At 70.8% G+C, this 16,579-nt stretch carries 12 protein-coding genes, 2 tRNA genes and 1 pseudogene; 3 read left to right on the forward strand and 12 right to left on the reverse strand.

Features of this window, described 5'->3' with window-relative positions:
• Nucleotides 1-37: 37 nt before the first annotated feature.
• The 5 genes from clpX to ACFT32_RS26150 form a co-directional block, all read right to left on the reverse strand.
• Nucleotides 38-1,324: an ATP-dependent Clp protease ATP-binding subunit ClpX gene (clpX, locus tag ACFT32_RS26130; RefSeq protein WP_358291785.1), complete on the reverse strand. Its 1,287-nt coding sequence runs from the start codon at nt 1,322-1,324 to the stop codon at nt 38-40.
• Nucleotides 1,325-1,504: 180 nt separating this feature from the next.
• Complete coding sequence (locus ACFT32_RS26135; RefSeq protein ID WP_382493718.1) at nt 1,505-2,212, reverse strand: ATP-dependent Clp protease proteolytic subunit; 708 nt, start codon at nt 2,210-2,212, stop codon at nt 1,505-1,507.
• A 111-nt stretch (nt 2,213-2,323) separates the two neighbouring features.
• Complete coding sequence (locus ACFT32_RS26140; protein WP_179879105.1) at nt 2,324-2,929, reverse strand: ATP-dependent Clp protease proteolytic subunit; 606 nt, start codon at nt 2,927-2,929, stop codon at nt 2,324-2,326.
• A 275-nt stretch (nt 2,930-3,204) separates the two neighbouring features.
• Nucleotides 3,205-4,593, reverse strand: coding sequence for a trigger factor (gene tig, locus ACFT32_RS26145; RefSeq protein ID WP_382493720.1), 1,389 nt, complete (start codon nt 4,591-4,593; stop codon nt 3,205-3,207).
• 201 nt (nt 4,594-4,794) lie between these two features.
• Nucleotides 4,795-4,871 (reverse strand) — tRNA-Pro (locus ACFT32_RS26150).
• A 163-nt stretch (nt 4,872-5,034) separates the two neighbouring features.
• Here ACFT32_RS26150 and ACFT32_RS26155 point away from each other — a divergent pair.
• Nucleotides 5,035-5,105, forward strand: a tRNA-Gly gene (locus tag ACFT32_RS26155).
• Nucleotides 5,106-5,171: 66 nt separating this feature from the next.
• Here the strand turns inward: ACFT32_RS26155 and ACFT32_RS26160 are convergent.
• Both ACFT32_RS26160 and ACFT32_RS26165 read right to left on the reverse strand, forming a co-directional pair.
• The gene (locus ACFT32_RS26160; protein WP_382493723.1) at nt 5,172-7,418 is read right to left on the reverse strand and encodes a protein kinase; all 2,247 of its coding nucleotides are present in this window, start codon (nt 7,416-7,418) and stop codon (nt 5,172-5,174) included.
• A gap of 102 nt (nt 7,419-7,520) precedes the next feature.
• Entirely contained in the window at nt 7,521-7,715 is a 195-nt protein-coding gene (locus ACFT32_RS26165) for a hypothetical protein (protein ID WP_382493725.1), read from the reverse strand.
• A gap of 623 nt (nt 7,716-8,338) precedes the next feature.
• On the opposite strand from ACFT32_RS26165, the gene ACFT32_RS26170 reads away from it, so the two are divergent.
• Nucleotides 8,339-9,517, forward strand: a complete 1,179-nt coding sequence (locus ACFT32_RS26170) for an acyltransferase family protein (RefSeq protein ID WP_382493728.1) — start codon at nt 8,339-8,341, stop codon at nt 9,515-9,517.
• A 17-nt stretch (nt 9,518-9,534) separates the two neighbouring features.
• Here the strand turns inward: ACFT32_RS26170 and ACFT32_RS26175 are convergent, their stop codons facing one another.
• The 5 genes and pseudogenes from ACFT32_RS26175 to ACFT32_RS26195 all read right to left on the reverse strand — a co-directional run.
• Nucleotides 9,535-10,002 (reverse strand): HD domain-containing protein, encoded by a 468-nt coding sequence (locus ACFT32_RS26175; protein WP_382493731.1) that lies wholly within the window; start codon nt 10,000-10,002, stop codon nt 9,535-9,537.
• Nucleotides 9,999-12,431, reverse strand: coding sequence for an ABC transporter permease (locus tag ACFT32_RS26180; protein ID WP_382493734.1), 2,433 nt, complete (start codon nt 12,429-12,431; stop codon nt 9,999-10,001). Before ACFT32_RS26180 ends, ACFT32_RS26175 begins: the two co-directional genes overlap by 4 nt.
• A complete protein-coding gene (locus ACFT32_RS26185; protein WP_382493736.1) occupies nt 12,431-13,222 on the reverse strand; it encodes an ABC transporter ATP-binding protein in 792 nt (263 codons plus the stop codon). Before ACFT32_RS26185 ends, ACFT32_RS26180 begins: the two co-directional genes overlap by 1 nt.
• A gap of 129 nt (nt 13,223-13,351) precedes the next feature.
• The gene (locus ACFT32_RS26190; RefSeq protein WP_382493739.1) at nt 13,352-14,533 is read right to left on the reverse strand and encodes a PP2C family protein-serine/threonine phosphatase; all 1,182 of its coding nucleotides are present in this window, start codon (nt 14,531-14,533) and stop codon (nt 13,352-13,354) included.
• A 200-nt stretch (nt 14,534-14,733) separates the two neighbouring features.
• Nucleotides 14,734-14,973: pseudogene (locus ACFT32_RS26195) on the reverse strand (zinc ribbon domain-containing protein); the annotation flags it as partial.
• A gap of 332 nt (nt 14,974-15,305) precedes the next feature.
• Between ACFT32_RS26195 and ACFT32_RS26200 the strand changes: the two are divergent.
• On the forward strand, nt 15,306-16,568 hold the full coding sequence (locus ACFT32_RS26200) for a GNAT family N-acetyltransferase (protein ID WP_382493741.1): 1,263 nt from the start codon (nt 15,306-15,308) through the stop codon (nt 16,566-16,568).
• The last annotated feature ends 11 nt before the right edge of the window (nt 16,569-16,579 follow it).

The following is a 16,579-nucleotide window of genomic DNA, read 5'->3' on the forward strand; positions in this document are numbered from 1 at the left end:
GCAGCAGTGCTGGGCGCCTTTCGCGTGCGGTGGGTGACTACGCCGTCTTCTGCTCGCCCGGTCCCCGCCCCCGCGCATCCCGCGGGATCAGCGTCGGGTTGACGTTGGACTGGACGACGTCCGCCGTGATGACGACGCGGGCGACGTCCTTGCGGGACGGGACCTCGTACATCACGCCCTGGAGGACCTCCTCCATGATGGCCCGCAGGCCACGCGCGCCGGTCTGGCGGAGGATCGCCTGGTCGGCGATGGCCTCGAGGGCCTCACGCTCGAAGTCCAGCTCCACACCGTCGAGTTCGAAGAGGCGCTGGTACTGCTTGACGAGCGCGTTGCGCGGCTCGACGAGGATCTGCAGCAGCGCCTCGCGGTCGAGGTTGTGGACCGAGGTGATGACCGGGAGCCGGCCGATGAACTCGGGGATCATGCCGAACTTGACCAGGTCCTCCGGCATGACCTCCTGGAACTGGTCCTTGGACTCCATCTCGCGCTTGGAGCGGATCTGCGCGCCGAAGCCGATGCCCTTGGCACCCGCCCGGGACTCGATGATCTTCTCCAGGCCGGAGAAGGCACCGCCCACGATGAACAGCACGTTCGTCGTGTCGATCTGGATGAACTCCTGGTGGGGGTGCTTGCGGCCGCCCTGCGGCGGGACCGAGGCCGTGGTGCCCTCCAGGATCTTCAGCAGGGCCTGCTGGACGCCCTCGCCGCTCACGTCGCGCGTGATCGACGGGTTTTCACTCTTCCTCGCGACCTTGTCGATCTCGTCGATGTAGATGATCCCGGTCTCGGCCTTCTTGACGTCGTAGTCGGCGGCCTGGATCAGCTTGAGGAGAATGTTCTCGACGTCCTCGCCGACGTATCCCGCCTCCGTCAGCGCCGTGGCGTCGGCGATCGCGAAGGGGACGTTGAGCATGCGCGCGAGGGTCTGCGCGAGGAGGGTCTTCCCGGAGCCCGTGGGACCGAGGAGGAGGATGTTCGACTTCGCCAACTCGATGGCGTCGTCACGGCCGTTCGCCCCGCCGTTCTCACCGGCCTGGACGCGCTTGTAGTGGTTGTACACCGCTACGGAGAGGGCCTTCTTGGCGGCTTCCTGGCCGACCACGTATCCCTCGAGGAACTCGTAGATCTCGCGGGGCTTCGGGAGTTCCTCCCAGCGGACCTCGCTGGTCTCCGCCAGCTCTTCCTCGATGATCTCGTTGCAGAGGTCGATGCACTCGTCGCAGATGTACACACCAGGCCCTGCGATGAGCTTCTTGACCTGCTTCTGGCTCTTGCCACAGAACGAGCACTTGAGCAGATCGCCGCCGTCACCGATGCGTGCCACGGTGTGCTTCCCCTTCGCCTGGGAGACGACTGGACGTCGACGTCCAGCGGCTCCTGGTGCAGCCTTATGTCCGACGGTACCTTGCCGGGCCCCTCGTTCGGGCCCCCCTTGGCCCGGTTCACTTTGACGTGGACCGTGCCAAACCGTGCCAAGGGGCGGCAGACGATACAGCCTCTTGCCTCAGCGCAGGCTCGAGTTGTCCATCTTCCGGGTGCTGATGACCTGGTCGATCAGGCCATAGCTCAGCGCGTCCTCGGCCGTGAGGATCTTGTCGCGCTCAATGTCGTCACGGATCTTCTCGACCGGCGTCGTGGAGTGCTTGGCCAGCATGTCCTCAAGCTGCGAGCGCATCCGGAGGATCTCGTTCGCGGCGATCTCCAGGTCGGACACCTGACCGCGGCCGGTCTCGCTGTACGGCTGGTGGATCAGCACGCGCGCGTTCGGCAGGGCCATGCGCTTGCCCGGCGTACCGGCGGCCAGCAGGACGGCGGCGGCGGAGGCGGCCTGGCCCATGCAGACCGTCTGGATGTCCGGCTTCACGTACTGCATCGTGTCGTAGATCGCGGTGAGCGCCGTGAAGGAGCCGCCGGGGCTGTTGATGTACACCGAGATGTCACGGTCGGGGTCCATCGACTCCAGGCACAGCAGCTGCGCCATGACGTCGTTGGCGGAGGCGTCGTCGATCTGGACGCCGAGGAAGATCACGCGCTCCTCGAAGAGCTTCGCGTACGGGTCGTACTCGCGGATGCCCTGGGAGGTGCGCTCGACGAAGCGCGGAATGATGTAGCGGGACTCGGCCTGCGGGCCGGTGTAGCGGCCCTGTGAGTCGCTCATGTCCTGCACGGCGTTCATACGGTCGTAGATCCCGCTGCCGGGGAACTGGTTCACGGTGTCTCCTGAGAAGGGCTGAGGCGGTCGGCTGGGGCTGTCTGGGGTCGCTCGGGGGCCCGGGAGGGCTCCGTGGGCCTCACGGGGCGCCACAGGCCCCGTGGGGACCTCTCAGGCCCCGGTGCCGCCGCCGCCCGGCATACCTGCGGCCGTCGTCATCACGTCGTCGATGAGGCCGTACTCCTTGGCCTCGAAAGCGTCGAACCAGCGGTCGCGGTCCGAGTCGCGGGTGATCTGCTCGATCGTCTGGCCGGTGTGCTGCGAGGTCAGCTCGGCCATGCGCTTCTTGGTGTGCAGCAGCCGCTCGGCGTGGATCTTGATGTCCGAGGCCGAGCCGGCCAGGCCGGCGGAGGGCTGGTGGATCAGGATCTCGGCGTTCGGCAGGGCGAAGCGCTTGCCGGGGGTGCCCGCGCTGAGCAGGAACTGGCCCATCGAGGCCGCCAGGCCCATGGCGATGGTCACCACGTCGTTCTTGATGTACTGCATGGTGTCGTAGATCGCCATGCCGGCCGTGATCGAACCGCCGGGGCTGTTGATGTACAGGTAGATGTCCTTCTCCGGGTCGGAGGCAAGGAGCAGCAGCTGTGCGGTGATCTTGTTGGCGATGTCGTCGTCGACCGGCTGGCCGAGGAAGATGATCCGCTCGTTGAGCAGCCGGTTGTAGACCTGGTCGCCGAGGCCACCACCGATGGAAGGGTCGCCGGCGGCTGAGGGCATCAGATTCGTCACGTATCCACCTGCTCGTCTTACGACGGCGCCGGGCCGTCTCACGTTTCCCTGCGGGGCTGGAGCCGTTCGCAGACTCCACTGCCCTCGTATTCATGGACCCTAACGCGCGGGTCCCTTCGGGGAATCCCGGAGATGGGAGTGTTCGCCGGGGGCGTAGCGACTTGGGTGCTTCGGTCCGCACCCGGGCCGGTGACGCCGACGGGCCCCGAGAAGCGCTGTGCGTCTCGGGGCCCGTCCTCTTACGGCGTCACAGGTGCCGGGGCTCAGCCCTCGGTCTTCTCCTCGGCGGACTCGGCGGCCTCGGCCGGGGTCTCCTCGGTGGAGGCCTCGGTCTCGTCCTCTTCGTCGTCCAGGTCGACGACCTCGCCGTTGGTGTCCTTGACCGCGGCCTTCTCGACCACGACGGCCAGGGCCTTGCCGCGGGCGACCTCGCCGACCAGGAGCGGAACCTGACCGCCCTCGACGACGGCCTGGGCGAACTGGTCGGGGGACATGCCGGAGGAGGCGGCGCGCCGCATGAGGTGCTCGGTGAGCTCCTCCTGGCTGACGTTCAGCTTCTCCTGCTTGACGAGCTCGTCGAGGACGAACTGCGTCTTGATGCCCTTGACCGCGGCTTCCTTGGTCTCGGCGTCGAACTCCTCGGCCGTCTTGCCCTGGATCTCGAGGTACTTCTCGAGGTCGAGACCCATCTGGCCGAGCTGGTGGTGCTCGAGGTTGTGCTTGCGGGTGTTGACCTCGTCCTCGAGCAGCTTGTCCGGGACCGGCACCTCGACCAGCTCGAGCAGCTTCTCCAGGACGCGCTCCTGGGCCTGCGTGGCCTGGTCGTACTGCTTCATGTTCTCCAGGCGCTTACGGCTGTCGGCCCGCAGCTCCTCGATGGTGTCGAACTCGGAGGCGAGCTGCGCGAACTCGTCGTCCAGCTCGGGCAGTTCACGCTTGGCGACCTGGGTGACCTTGACGGTGACCTCGGCCTCCTTGCCGGCCGCCGAGCCGCCCTTGAGCTCGGAGGTGAAGGTGGCCTCGCCACCGGCCTCCACGCCCGTCACGGCGTCGTCGATGCCGTCCAGCAGCTCGCCGGAGCCGATGGTGTAGGAGACGCCGTCCGCGACGCCGTCCTCGAGCACCTCGCCCTCGACCTTGGCCTCCAGGTCGATCGTCACGACGTCGCCGTCCTCGGCGGCACGCTCGACCGGGGCGGTGGAGGCGAAGCGCTCGCGCAGCTCCTCGACCGCCTTGTCGACGTCCTCCTCGGTGACCTCGACCGCGTCGACCTCGACCTCGATGCCGGAGTAGTCCGGGATCTCGATGGTCGGGCGGATGTCGACCTCGGCGGTGAAGTTCAGCGTCTCGCCGTCCTTCAGCTCCGTGATGTCGACCTCGGGCTGGCCCAGCGGGTTCAGCTCGGCCTCGTTGACCGCGTCGGTGTAGAACTTCGGCAGCGCGTCGTTGACGGCCTCCTCCAGCACCGCACCGCGGCCGAACCGCTGGTCGATGACCCGGGCCGGGACCTTGCCCTTGCGGAAGCCCTTCACCGTGACCTGCTGGTTGATCTTCTTGTACGCCGCGTCGAGGCTGTCCTTGAGCTCCTCGAAGGGCACCTCGACAGTGAGCCGAACCCGAGTCGGGTTCAGGGTCTCCACGGCGCTCTTCACGGTTCGGTCTCCTTGTGGCTGACTTCTTGGGTTCTGCCGGGGCCAGAGCGGCCCGGCGGATTTCGCCGCCCGGAGACTTCAGACGCTGAGCACACGGGCGTGCAGCTTGCATAGTAACGGCAGCGACTACACCGCCCAAAAGGCGATCACATGAGTGACCGGAAGGCGATCACCCGAGATGAGCCGAGATGATCGGGTGGCTGGTCGGGGTGGCGGGATTTGAACCCACGGCCTTCCGCTCCCAAAGCGGACGCGCTACCAAGCTGCGCCACACCCCGTCTGGTGCGACACGTAGGGTACATGGCGCAAGGCCGTACGGCCGCCGCATTTCCGCTGCGTCGGCGCCGGGGAGGTCCGGTTGCGAATGCGGTGTGCGACGAGGGCGCACAACCCGCTACGATGCTTGCGTGCCGCGGTCACCCGACCTGCGGCGCGCACCGTGCGGGCGTAGCTCAATGGTAGAGCCCTAGTCTTCCAAACTAGCTACGCGGGTTCGATTCCCGTCGCCCGCTCTGAACGGCTCGGGCCCGGTTCTTCGGAACCGGGCCCGAGGTGTTTTTCGGCGGTATTTCAGGGGTTCAGAGATCGCGTACGTCCACCGTGTAGACGGAGCGGACGCCGTACGGGACGTACAGGGCGTCGCCCACGAGGACGAGGGGGGCGCCCGAGGTGACGAGCATGCTGTCGGTTCTGCCGCCGTCGTCTCGGCCGGGCCGGGTGGCCTCGACCTCGCCGGAGCTCGCGTCCAGGGCGGCCAGGCGGCCGCTGGGCGAGGCGACGTACAGATGGGTGGCGGAGGCGGTCGGCGGTCCCGGCTTCTCCACGGTGGAGTTGGATTCCCACAGGGTCCGGCCGGTGCGCGGCGAGACCGCGCGGACGCCGCCGCTGTCGCGCGTGAAGTAGACCGTGCCGCGGACCAGGTACGCCTGCGCGTCCTCGGGCCGGGGCTGCGCGAGCCGTCGCACGGTGAGCACGCGCGAGGAGACGTCGATCAGGGTCAGGCCGCGGTCCGTGGCGAAGGAGTCCGCGAGGACCAGGCGGCCGTCGTGCTGGCCGAGCAGGTACTGGGTGCCCTTGGCCTCGACGGTCCAGCGGGCCTTTCCGGTGGCCGGGTCGATCTGGGAGACCGTGGTACGGGTCGCTCCCCGCTCCGACAGCCCGATCACGCAGAGCAGGTAGGCGCGGTCGGCCGCCGAGCGCAGCAGGCAGTCGGCCGGGGCTTCCGGGGTGTCCGGCTTCGGGCGTTTCCAGCGGACGTCGCCGGTCTCGGCGTCGAGCAGGGCGTACTGGTCGCCCGCGGAGCCGTAGAAGGTGACGACGCCCTCGGGGACGGCCGTGGCGGCGCCCTGTGCGCTGTCGGGGACGGTCGCCGACTGGCCGGTGCCGGTTCCGGTCCGCCAGAGCTCCTTGCCGGTGCCGGCGGCCAGGGCGGACACCGTGTAGCTGAACTGAGGGCCGGCCGCCGTTTCCCCCTCCTCGGCCTCGTACGCGTAGACGTGGTGGTCGGTGGTGCCGATGAGCGCGCCCTGGCTGCTGGAGGAGCCCTCGGGAGTGGGGTCGACGGGCCGGCCCCAGGTGCTGCGGCCGTCGGCGAGGGCGAAGCGGGTCGCCATGAGGCCGGAGCCGGCGCACACGAGTGAGGTGTCGACGGCCGCGCAGCCCGCGAGGGAGCTGTCGGCGCCGCCCAGGAAGCGTTCGCTGCCCTTGGGGGCCTTCGCGGCGGTGGCCCAGGCCTTCCAGCCGTCGGGGAGGTCGCTGCGGACCGCGGCCGGGGGGCCGGGATCGTCGTCGCGGGAGAGAGCGCCGGTGAGGACCACGGTGGCGGCGGCCAGTACGGCGGCCACGGCCGTCCCGGCCGCCGCGGCGAGGAGGTAGCGGCGTCTGCGGCCGCGGCGCGGCGGGGCGGGCTCGGGCGGCCCCTCGTCGAGCGGGGTGTCGCGCAGTGGCGCGGACGGGGGGACCCGCCGGGGCGGAACGGCGCTCGGCTCCTCGGCGGTCTGGGGCGGGGCGGCCGGGACTCCGTCGCGCAGCAGGGTCAGGAGTTCGTCGGCCGTCACACGGGACTTGGGGTGCTTCTCCAGGCAGAGGCGTACGAAGGGAAGCAGTTCGTCCGGGACGCCGGCGAGGGCCGGTTCGCCCTCGACGACCCGGACGGCCGTCTCGTAGGGGCTCGGACTGTCGAAGGGGCCGCGGCGGGTGGCGGCGTAGGCGAGGACCGAGCCGAGGGAGAAGATGTCGGCCGCCGGGCCGACGTCCTGCGGGGAGGAGAACTGCTCCGGCGACATGAAGGGCGGGGTGCCCATGACGCGGCCGGTCTGGGTGAGGACGTCGGCGGCGGCGAACTCGGCGGCGCGGGAGATGCCGAAGTCGATGACGCGGGGGCCGTCCTCGGCGAGCATCACGTTGGCGGGCTTCAGATCGCGGTGGACGACTCCGGCGCGGTGGATGTCGCGCAGCGCCTCGGCGAGGCCGGCGGCGAGTTCACGCAGCCGGGGCGCGGAGAGCGGGCCGTGCTCGCGGACGTGGGTGCCGAGGTCCGAGCCCGGGATGTAGAGCGTGGCCATCCAGGGGCGGGACGCGTCGGCGTCCGCGTCCACGACGGGGGCCGTGAAGGCACCGCTGACCTGGCGGGCCGCGGCCACCTCGCGGCGGAATCGGGCGCGGAACTCGTCGTCGTCGGCGTACTGGCCGTGCACCACCTTGACGGCGAGGCGGCGGCCGGAGGCCGAGCGGGCCAGGTAGACCACACCCATGCCGCCGGAGCCGAGGCGGTCCTCGATGCGGTAGCCGCCCACCTCCGCGGGGTCAGAATCGCGCAGCGCCATCCCCGTACGTTCCCCCCGTCACGCACCGTCCCGTCGGGAGGAGGGTATCCGCACGCCCCGCGGGCCCGTGGCACCGGCCCGGGAGGGTGCAACCGGGGCCGGTCAGAAGCTGATGGAGTTGACCGTCTCCGCTATCGAGTTGAGGAACCGGTTGATGGACGGGGCCATGCCGGTCGAGGCGAGGAAGAAGCCGAAGAGGATCGCCACGATCGCTGGGCCTGCCTTGATGGATCCCCCTCTCAGCAACACCACAAGGATGATCGCCAACAGCAGCACCACAGACAGTGAAATGGCCACAACTGATCACACCCTCGGTCGGTCCGCTCTCCCGGCCCGGGGGCGCGCCTCGGCACACCCCCGCCAGAACCATCGTGCCACCAACGCGGCCGGGCTATGCGGCCGGTGACGCATCGACCCTCCCGGTGTCGTCCGGGCCCGTGTACGTCGCGTGCGGGAGGGGACCCGACGGCAGGGACTCGTACGGCAATTCGATGGGCCACCCGCGCAGGGAATTCGGTCGGATCGTTTCCGTCTCCACACAACGCGTTCGCAGCTAATTCGAATTACTGCCCAAGGCTCGTCAACAACCCTGTGGAGAGGCTCCCGAGGAGCGCTGAAGCGGACATTCCACTGGAGTCGCCTGCTGGTCTTATGCACCGCTTAGTCCGGAAGTATCCCGACAAGCAGGGCACCTGTGACGTGCGCGACTCGGCGCCGAAGATGTGTTGGTCATCACGCCGACAGTGACGTCAACTACCCGAAATCCGGGGTACCCACAGCGAATAGCCAGGAATCACGTCCGGCGTTTTACGAATAGCGGCAGGGAAGGCTAGGGTGCCTCAGATGTTCCACGCTGCCTCGTCCCCCGCAAGCGCAGCGAGGTCCCGGATCGTCTCCCCGAGTTCCTGGTGGGAGGGTCTGTGACGAACTCGCTGCGACCGAACGGCGACCGCAAGGCGCCACTTCCCCCGGCACAGTCGCCGGCAGGCGGAGTGCCGAGCCCGCGCTCGCCGCAGAGCCCCCAGAAGAAGCAGAACGGCAAGCAGCGCGACGCGTTCTTCGACAACGCGAAGTACCTCGCGATCGTGCTGGTGGCCATGGGCCACGCCTGGGAGCCGCTCAAGGGCGACAGCCGGATACTCGAGGCCGCGTACCAGGTCGTCTACGCGTTCCACATGCCGGCGTTCATCCTCATCTCCGGCTACTTCTCGCGCAGTTTCGACATGCGTCCCGACCGGCTCAAGCGCCTGATCACCGGCGTGGCGGTGCCGTACGTCATCTTCGAGACGGCCTACCCGCTCTTCAAGCGGTGGATCGACGACGACCCGGGGCAGGACATCAGCCTCCTCGACCCGTGGTACCTGACCTGGTTCCTGGTCGCGCTGTTCATCTGGCGGCTGACCACCCCCATCTGGAACATGGTGCGCTGGCCGCTGCCGCTCGCGCTCGGTCTCGCGATGCTGGCGACCGTCACCCCGGAGATCGGTGACGACCTGGACCTGCAGCGCGTCCTGCAGTTCCTGCCGTTCTTCGTGCTGGGCCTGGTGATGAAGCCCGAGCACTTCCAGATGGTGCGCCGCCGTTCGGTGCGGATCGCCTCGGTGCCGGTGTTCGCCGCTGCCCTGGCCTTCAGCTGGTGGGCCGTGCCGCGCATGAACACCGCGTGGTTCTACCACCGTGACGCCGCGCAGGAGCTGGGCGCCCCGTGGTGGGCCGGTCCGGTGATGGTGCTGGCGATGTTCGGCTGCTCCCTGGTGCTGACAGCCTGCTTCTTCGCCTGGGTGCCGCGCCGCCACATGTGGTTCACCGCGCTCGGCGCGGGCACGCTCTACGGCTACCTGCTGCACGGCTTCCTCGTGAAGGCCGGCGACTACCAGGGCTGGTTCGAGGCGAGCTGGTTCCACCAGCCGGCCGGGCAGATCGCCGTGACCGTCCTCGCGGCCGCCGTCGTGACGGTGCTGTGCACCAAGCCGGTGCAGCGCATGTTCCGGTTCGCGATGGAGCCGAAGATGGAATGGGCCTTCAAGCGGGACGCGGCCGAGCTGGCCCGCGAGCGCCAGGGCGCCGAGCGGCGCGAGCGCGAGAAGGTCAGCGCCTAGGCGCCTTCCAGCACCTTTCAGATCGCATCTCCCTGACCGAGAAGTGCGCGCATCCGCGCGTACTTCTCGGTCAGTCGTGTGCGGGTGGCCTCGTCGAGGACCGCGAGGCGTTCCGGATCCGCGTTGTGCGCCAGGTCCGCCTCCTTCACCAGTGGCGCGCCCGGGGTGGCGAGGATGCGCGCGGCGTACGCCTCGGGCGGCTCCCCCGCCCGCTTGGTGACCGCGAGCACGATGTCCTTCGTACGGCTGCTCAGCGCCGCGTCGCGCAGCCACTGGGGCGAGAGGACGTCGTCCTCGACGGCGTCGTGCAGCCAGGCCGCCGCGATCTGGTCCTCGTCGCCGCCCCGTTCCCGTACTCCCTCGGCCACGGCCCGCAGGTGTTCGGCGTAGGGCCGTCCGGCCTTGTCGGTCTGGCCGGCGTGCGCGGCGCGGGCGGTGGCCTCGACCTGGGCCAGGGTCAGCGGGGTGCGGGATGTCTCGGTCACCGCTCCAGTGTCTCCCCGCGCAGCGCCGCCCGGGCGGGGAGGGTGGCCGCGGCCATGCCGAGAACGAGGATCGAGACGGCGAACGAGCCGTACACCAGCGGGGGTATGTAAGGTCCCTGGCCCGTCAGTCCCCTCATCATCGGCACGAGCGTGGCCAGGGCGATGGCCGTGCCGAGCGCGATGCCCGCAACGGCGACCAGGAGGGCCTCCCAGCGGACCATGCGCAGCACCTGGCGGCGGGTGGAGCCGAGCAGGCGGAGCGTGCCGAGTTCGTCGCGGCGGTCCAGGACCGTCATCACCAGCGTGTTGACGGCGGCGACGGCCGCGAAGCCGCCGAGTACGGCCGCCATCACCCGGTTCGCCCAGCCGTTGAGCTCGCGGTCGAGGGACGCGGCGGTCGTGTAGTCGGCGCGGGCCAGGACGTGCCCGAGCGGTGCGAGTGCCTTGGCCGTACCGCCCTTGACCCACAGTTCGGTGTCGAAGGAGGAGCTGACGTGGCGGGCCAGGTCGGCACGGTTCAGGGTGACCTGGGACAGGCCCATGCCGCGTCCGTACGTCGCGACCACCAGCGGGGTGACCCTGGTGCCGTCAGGCAGGTGGACGCGGACGCGGTCGCCGACCTTGACCTTCGCGTTGCCGGCGACGGAGGCGTCGAGGGCTATCTCGCCCGGTTTCAGGGTCAGTCGTCCCCGCTCGACGTCCAGGTCCTGTACGGCGGCCAGGGCGCGGGCCGTGCCCGTGACGCCCTGTGCGGAGACGGGTGTCAGGACGCCGGAGGCCCGGACGAGGACGGATGTCTTCAACAGGCCGACGGCGGCGGTGACTTCGGGAGTCCGCTCGGCCCGCCGCAGGGCCTCCGGGGGCAGGGCGCCCCGGTCGGCCGTGACGATGTGGTCGGCGACGATGCCCGCCCGCTGCTGTTCGCCGGTGACCTTGTCCTCGCTGGTGTGCAGGAAGACGAGGACGGAGGAGAACGCCATGGCGAGCACGATCGGGGTGATCGCGGAGGCCAGACGCCGGGCATTGGTGCGGGAGTTGGCCGCAGCGAGCGCGGCGGGGGCGCCGGCGCCGCGCAGCGGGAGGCCGAACAGCGCGGCGCATGCGCGGGCCACCAGCGGGCCCAGCAGCGCGACGGCCAGCATGAACAGCATGACGACACCGAGGGCGGCGTTGGCCGCGTCCTCGCCGGTCGCCGAGGCGGCCAGGCCCGCGCACACACAGCCGCCGGCCGCTGCCGCCACACCGAGCGGCGTACGGATCCAGCCCGGGCGCAGCCGCTCCACGGACGCCTCGCTCAGCGCCTGGCCGGGCTTGATGCGCGAACTGCGGTGCGCGGCGACGTATCCGGCGAGCAGGGCGGTGACGAGGACCGTCCCGGCCGTGACCACGAGCGGGATCCAGGAGACGGCGAGGCCGACGGCGTCCGGGACGGCGCCCTTGTCCTTCAACTGACCGAACCACCAGGCCGCCAGGGCGATCCCGGGCAGGCAGCCGAGCGCGCCCGCGACCGGGGCGACGAGCAGGGCCTCGGTGGCGATGGTGCGGCGGATCTGGCGCGGGGTGGTGCCGATGGCGCGCAGCAGCGCGAACTCACGGGCGCGTCGGCCAACGGCGAGGGCGACGGTGCCGGCCGAGGTGAAGACGGCGACCAGGGTGGCGATGCCGCCGAAGGAGCCGCCGATTCCGGTGAGGACCTCCCTGGCCTCGGGGAGGAGGGGATCCTCGACGGCGCCCCGGTCGTCGCCGGTGTGGAGCTGGGCCTTGGTCCCCAGGGCGTGGGCGACCCGGGACTCGAGGGTCCCGGTGCCGACGCCGGGCTCGGGAAGGACGGCGATGGTGTCGACGCGGTGGGGGTGGCCGGAGACACGGACCGCTTCGGCGTCGGCGAACCAGACGGTGTCCTTCGCGGCCTTCGCGGCGGTGGTTCCCGAGACGCGGTAGGCGCGGGGGCCGTCCGGGGTGGTGAGGGTGACGGTGTCGCCGACGGAGGCCAGGGTGGTGCCGGCCAGGACGGCCTCGCCGGGGCCCGGGGCCCGGCCGCTGGTGAGGCGCTCGCCGGTGAAGGCGGTGGAGCCCCAGCCGTGCGCGGTGAGCGCGCCGTCCGGGGTGAGCACCGGGAAGGTGACGTCGGGGATCGCCGTGCGCACACCGGGCACGGCGGCGGCCTTCGCGACCAGGGAGTCGGCGAGGCGGGCCCGGTCCGGTACGACGTCGCTCTCGTCGGGCTTGCCGGCCCGCTGCTCGGCCGCGGCCACGACGGGGGCGTCGGCGTAGCGCTGGGGCGGGACCTCGGCACGCACTCCCGTCTCCAGGAGGATGCCGCAGGCCGACACGATGGTCGCGGCCAGCATCAGGGCGACGAAGGTGCCGACGAACGCGGCGGGGCGGAAGCGGAGGGCCGCGCGGGCGAGGCCGTTGGGGGCGAACATCAGGCCGCCGCTTCCGTGCGCAGGGGTGAGGTGGTCAGGGAGGTCATGCGGGTCGCGATGCGGTCTGCGTGGACACGGCTGTGGACAGCGCTGCCCGGGGCCGCGTCGCGGTCCAGGTGGTCGATGATCTCGCCGTCGGCCAGGAACAGGACGCGGTCCGCCCAGGCGGCGGCCGCCGGGTCGTGGGTGACCATGACGACCGTGGCGCCCTGGGTGTCGACGGAATGGCGGAGCAGGGCGAGGATCTCGGAGGCCGTGGTGGTGTCCAGGGCGCCGGTCGGTTCGTCCGCGAAGACGACGTCGGGGCGGGTGACCAGGGCGCGGGCGATGGCCACGCGCTGCTGCTGGCCGCCGGAGAGCTGGCCCGGACGGCGGCGGGCCTTGTCCGCCAGACCGACCTGGTCCAGCACCTCGGCGGCGCGACGGCGGTCGGGGCGGTGGCCGGCCAGGCGCATCGGGAGGACGACGTTCTGCTCGACCGTGAGGGACGGCAGGAGGTTGAAGGCCTGGAAGACGAAGCCGATGCGGGTGCGGCGCAGGGCGGTGAGCTTGTTCTCCTTCATGCCCGTGAGCTCCGTGCCGCCGAGGCGGACCGCGCCCGCCGTGGGGCGGTCGAGGCCTGCCGCGCACTGGAGGAACGTGGACTTTCCGGAGCCCGAGGGGCCCATCACCGCGGTGTAACTGCCGTGCCGGAGCGTGAGATCGATGCCGCGCAGGGCGTGGACGGCGGTGCGACCGCGGCCGTAGCGCTTGCGGACGCCGTGCAGTTCTACGGCCCAGTCGCCTGCCATGTCTGTCCTTCCGGATCCGTGTCGCCCGTTCGCCGTGCGGCGTTCGCCGGCGATATGTCGAACGTACGGAGACGGAGGGTGCGCGGACCATGAGGACGACCGCCGAACCGACCTGGGGAAAACCCCACCTCAGCGGGGAGCGGACGCCGCCGTCGGGCCCTCTCGGCAGATCAGCAGCAGGGCCCGGTCGTCGTTGACGTCCTTGGCCACCGCCTCGATGAGGTGCCAGGCCGCGCCGTGGAAGCCGCCGGCCACATAGCGGTCGGCCTCGCCGGTGAGGCGGTCGATGCCCTCGACGATGTCGCGGTCGGAGGTCTCCACCAGACCGTCCGTGAACAGCATCAGCACGTCGCCCGAGCGCAGCGAGCCCTTCACGGGGTCGAACTGGGCGCCGTCGTAGACACCGAGGAGCGGGCCCTCGGCCGCCTTCTCCTCCCAGCGTCCGGTGCCCGCGCTGAGCTGCAGGCCCGGCGGATGTCCGGCGGAGTAGAGCTCGTAGTCGCCGGAGTCCAGGTCGAGGACCAGGTGGATGGAGGTCGCGAAGCCCTCGTCCCAGTCCTGGCGGAGCAGATAGCCGTTCGCGGCGGGGAGGAAGGCGTGCGGCGGGAGGGAGCCCAGCAGGCCGCCGAACGCGCCGGACAGGAGCAGGGCGCGGGAGCCCGCGTCCATGCCCTTGCCGGAGACGTCGGTGAGGACGACCTCGAGCGTACGGCCGCCGTTGGTACGGGCCGCCACCACGAAGTCGCCCGAGAAGGACTGGCCGCCCGCCGGGCGCAGCGCCATCTCCTGGTGCCAGCCGCCCGGCAGATCGGGCAGCTGGCTCTGCACCCGGATGCGTTCGCGCAGGTCGAAGAGCATGGTGCCGCCGCGCCGCCAGGGCACACCGACCCGGCTGCGGAACTGGGCCAGCAGCAGTCCGAAGAAGCCGCAGGCCGCGACCACGAGCACGATGCCCGGAGTGACCCTGGAGGGCCCCTCCGTGTACGGGCCCAGTTGCACCGACTCCACGATCAGCGCCGTGGCCGCCGCCGCGTACAGACCGAGCAGGCTGGCCGGGCGCAGCAGCAGGCCGCCGACGACGACGGGCAGGACGAGCGCGGCCGGCGAGAACCACACCGAGTTCGCCAGCGTCGCCGCAGCGATCAGCGGGACGGTCAGGAGCAGACCGGCCAGGGCGATCCAGTCCGAGCCGTCACCGCGGAAGTAGTCCACGGCGGCCCGGCGCACGCCGACGCGGGCCCGGTGCCACTGCTTCTTCAACCGGGCCGTGAACGTGTCGGCTTCCGCGCGCCGCTCTCGTCCTGATGCCATTAGTTCGGGACCCTATCCATCGGACCGGCTGCTTGGCACGGGAGGTCCCACTTGTCCCCCATCCGAGGCCGACTTCACAGTCACCTTCCAGGCCGTGAACGGCCGAGCTTGTGCACTCGGTCGTTCACACCTCGTCGCGCTCCCGACTGCCCCCCACGACAGGACGGTCACGGGTCGCATCCACCCACCCCCAACAAATGTCAGGGGGAGGGTGCGGGTGCGGTGACGAACACCCACGCCGAGCGCGCGCGGTCGCGCACGTTGACCCCGGCGACGACGTCGGCCGGGCCAGCGAGCCCGCATCGACGACAGCGGAAATGATCCCGGTCGAGCCGGTTGGCCCGCTCAGTGTGTCCGCAGCGCGGGCAGCGCTGCGAGGTATGGCGCGCGTCCACCTCGACAAACGGCACCCCGGCTCGCTTGGCTTTGTAGGCGAGGTGCTGCCCGAGCTGATGCCTTGCTGATCTCGGTACCGCTTCGAGGCGGGCGGGCCCAGGTGCCCGGCCCGCAGGTTGGCCTTCAACGTCGCGTAGGCGTCGACGACCTTCTTCACCTCTGCTTCACCTGGACCACCAGCTTCATGACATCGGACCGTAGTGCGACCGCCGCACACACGACCGCCGTTCATCCATCGATCACTCCAACCGGTGAGCCATAGGACAATTGCCGGACATCCTCGCCAGGATCAGGCGAACTTCACCACGGGCCGTCCCCGCCGCCACCTGGGAGAAATTCCCTCGCTCGTCCCGCATTGCCCTGGTAGGCATGGTCCATGGCGACTGACGCGACCGGCTCCGCGACCGACCTGCGGGTGCTGCGGCGGGACGATTGGGACAAGTGGTACGACACCCTGATCCGGGGCTTCGGCGGGGTGCCGGAGTCCGCCGAGGAACGGGAGTTGTGGAACTCGCTGACCGAGCTCGGCCGTTCGCTCGGTGCCTGGGACGGGGACGAGTGCGTGGGGACGGCCGGGGCGTTCAGCTTCCGGCTCACGGTGCCCGGCGGCGCCTCGGTGCCGGCCGCGGGCGTCACCATGGTCAGCGTGGCCGCCACGCATCGCCGGCGCGGGGTGCTGACGTCGATGATGCGGCGGCAGCTGGACGACGTCCGGGCCTGGGGTGAGCCGCTGGCCGTGCTCACGGCCTCCGAGCCGGCGATCTACGGCCGGTTCGGATACGGGTGCGCCACCTTCCAGTTGAACGCCGAGATCGACACGACCCGGGTGCGGCTCACATCGCTGCCGGCGGGTACGGATGACGTACCCGTGCGGTACGCCGTTCCGGCCGATGTCCTCGATGTGTGCGAGGCGGTGTACGCCCGGCTGGTTCCGTCGCGGCCCGGGATGCTGGCCCGGCAGCCCGGCTGGGAGCGGCTCCCGCTGCTCGATCCGGAGGGCGAGCGGGAGGGGGCGTCGCCGCTGCAGTGCGTCGTCGCCGAGCGGGACGGCGAGACGGTCGGATACGCGCGGTATCGCGTCAAGCCGGGCTGGGAGGCGGCCGGGCCCGAGGGCACGGTGATCCTGGAGGACTCGGCCGCGCTGGACCCCGCGGCGGACGCGGCGCTGTGGCGGTTCCTGTTCGGCATCGACCTGACGTCGTCGCTGGTGGTGCGGGGGCGGGGGCGGCCGGTGGACGACGCGTGGCGGCACTGGGTGTCCGACATCCGGCGGTGCCGGACGCGGCTGGGGGATTCGCTGTACGTGCGGCCGGTGGAGCTGGGGGCCGCGCTGGAGGCGCGGACGTATCAGGCGCCGGTGGATGTGGTGTTCGAGGTGGAGGACGCGTTCTGTCCCTGGAACACCGGGCGTTGGCGGCTCAGCGGGGATGCGAAGGGGGCGTCGTGCGAGCGTACGGCGGATGCGGCTGATGTCGCGTTGTCCGTACGGGAATTGAGCGCGGCGTATCTCGGGGGTGTTTCGCTGGCCTCGTTGGGGGCGGCGGGGCGTGTGCGGGAGGTACGGCGGGGGGCGTTGGCGGAGGCCTCGCTGGGGTTCGGGGCGGGCGGCCTGGCGCCGTGGCTGCCGTACGGCTTCTGAGGCCGGGGGTT

This window comes from Streptomyces sp. NPDC057002 (assembly GCF_042673825.1).
GTDB lineage: Bacteria > Actinomycetota > Actinomycetes > Streptomycetales > Streptomycetaceae > Streptomyces.

Bases quoted from the DNA above. Each gene is read 5' to 3' on its own strand.
- ACFT32_RS26140 (WP_179879105.1), bottom strand. From the start codon at position 2,929: ATGCCCTCAGCCGCCGGCGACCCTTCCATCGGTGGTGGCCTCGGCGAC.
- ACFT32_RS26160 (WP_382493723.1), bottom strand. From the start codon at position 7,418: ATGGCGCTGCGCGATTCTGACCCCGCGGAGGTGGGCGGCTACCGCATC.
- ACFT32_RS26185 (WP_382493736.1), bottom strand. From the start codon at position 13,222: ATGGCAGGCGACTGGGCCGTAGAACTGCACGGCGTCCGCAAGCGCTAC.
- ACFT32_RS26180 (WP_382493734.1), bottom strand. From the start codon at position 12,431: ATGTTCGCCCCCAACGGCCTCGCCCGCGCGGCCCTCCGCTTCCGCCCC.
- ACFT32_RS26200 (WP_382493741.1), top strand. From the start codon at position 15,306: ATGGCGACTGACGCGACCGGCTCCGCGACCGACCTGCGGGTGCTGCGG.
- ACFT32_RS26190 (WP_382493739.1), bottom strand. From the start codon at position 14,533: ATGGCATCAGGACGAGAGCGGCGCGCGGAAGCCGACACGTTCACGGCC.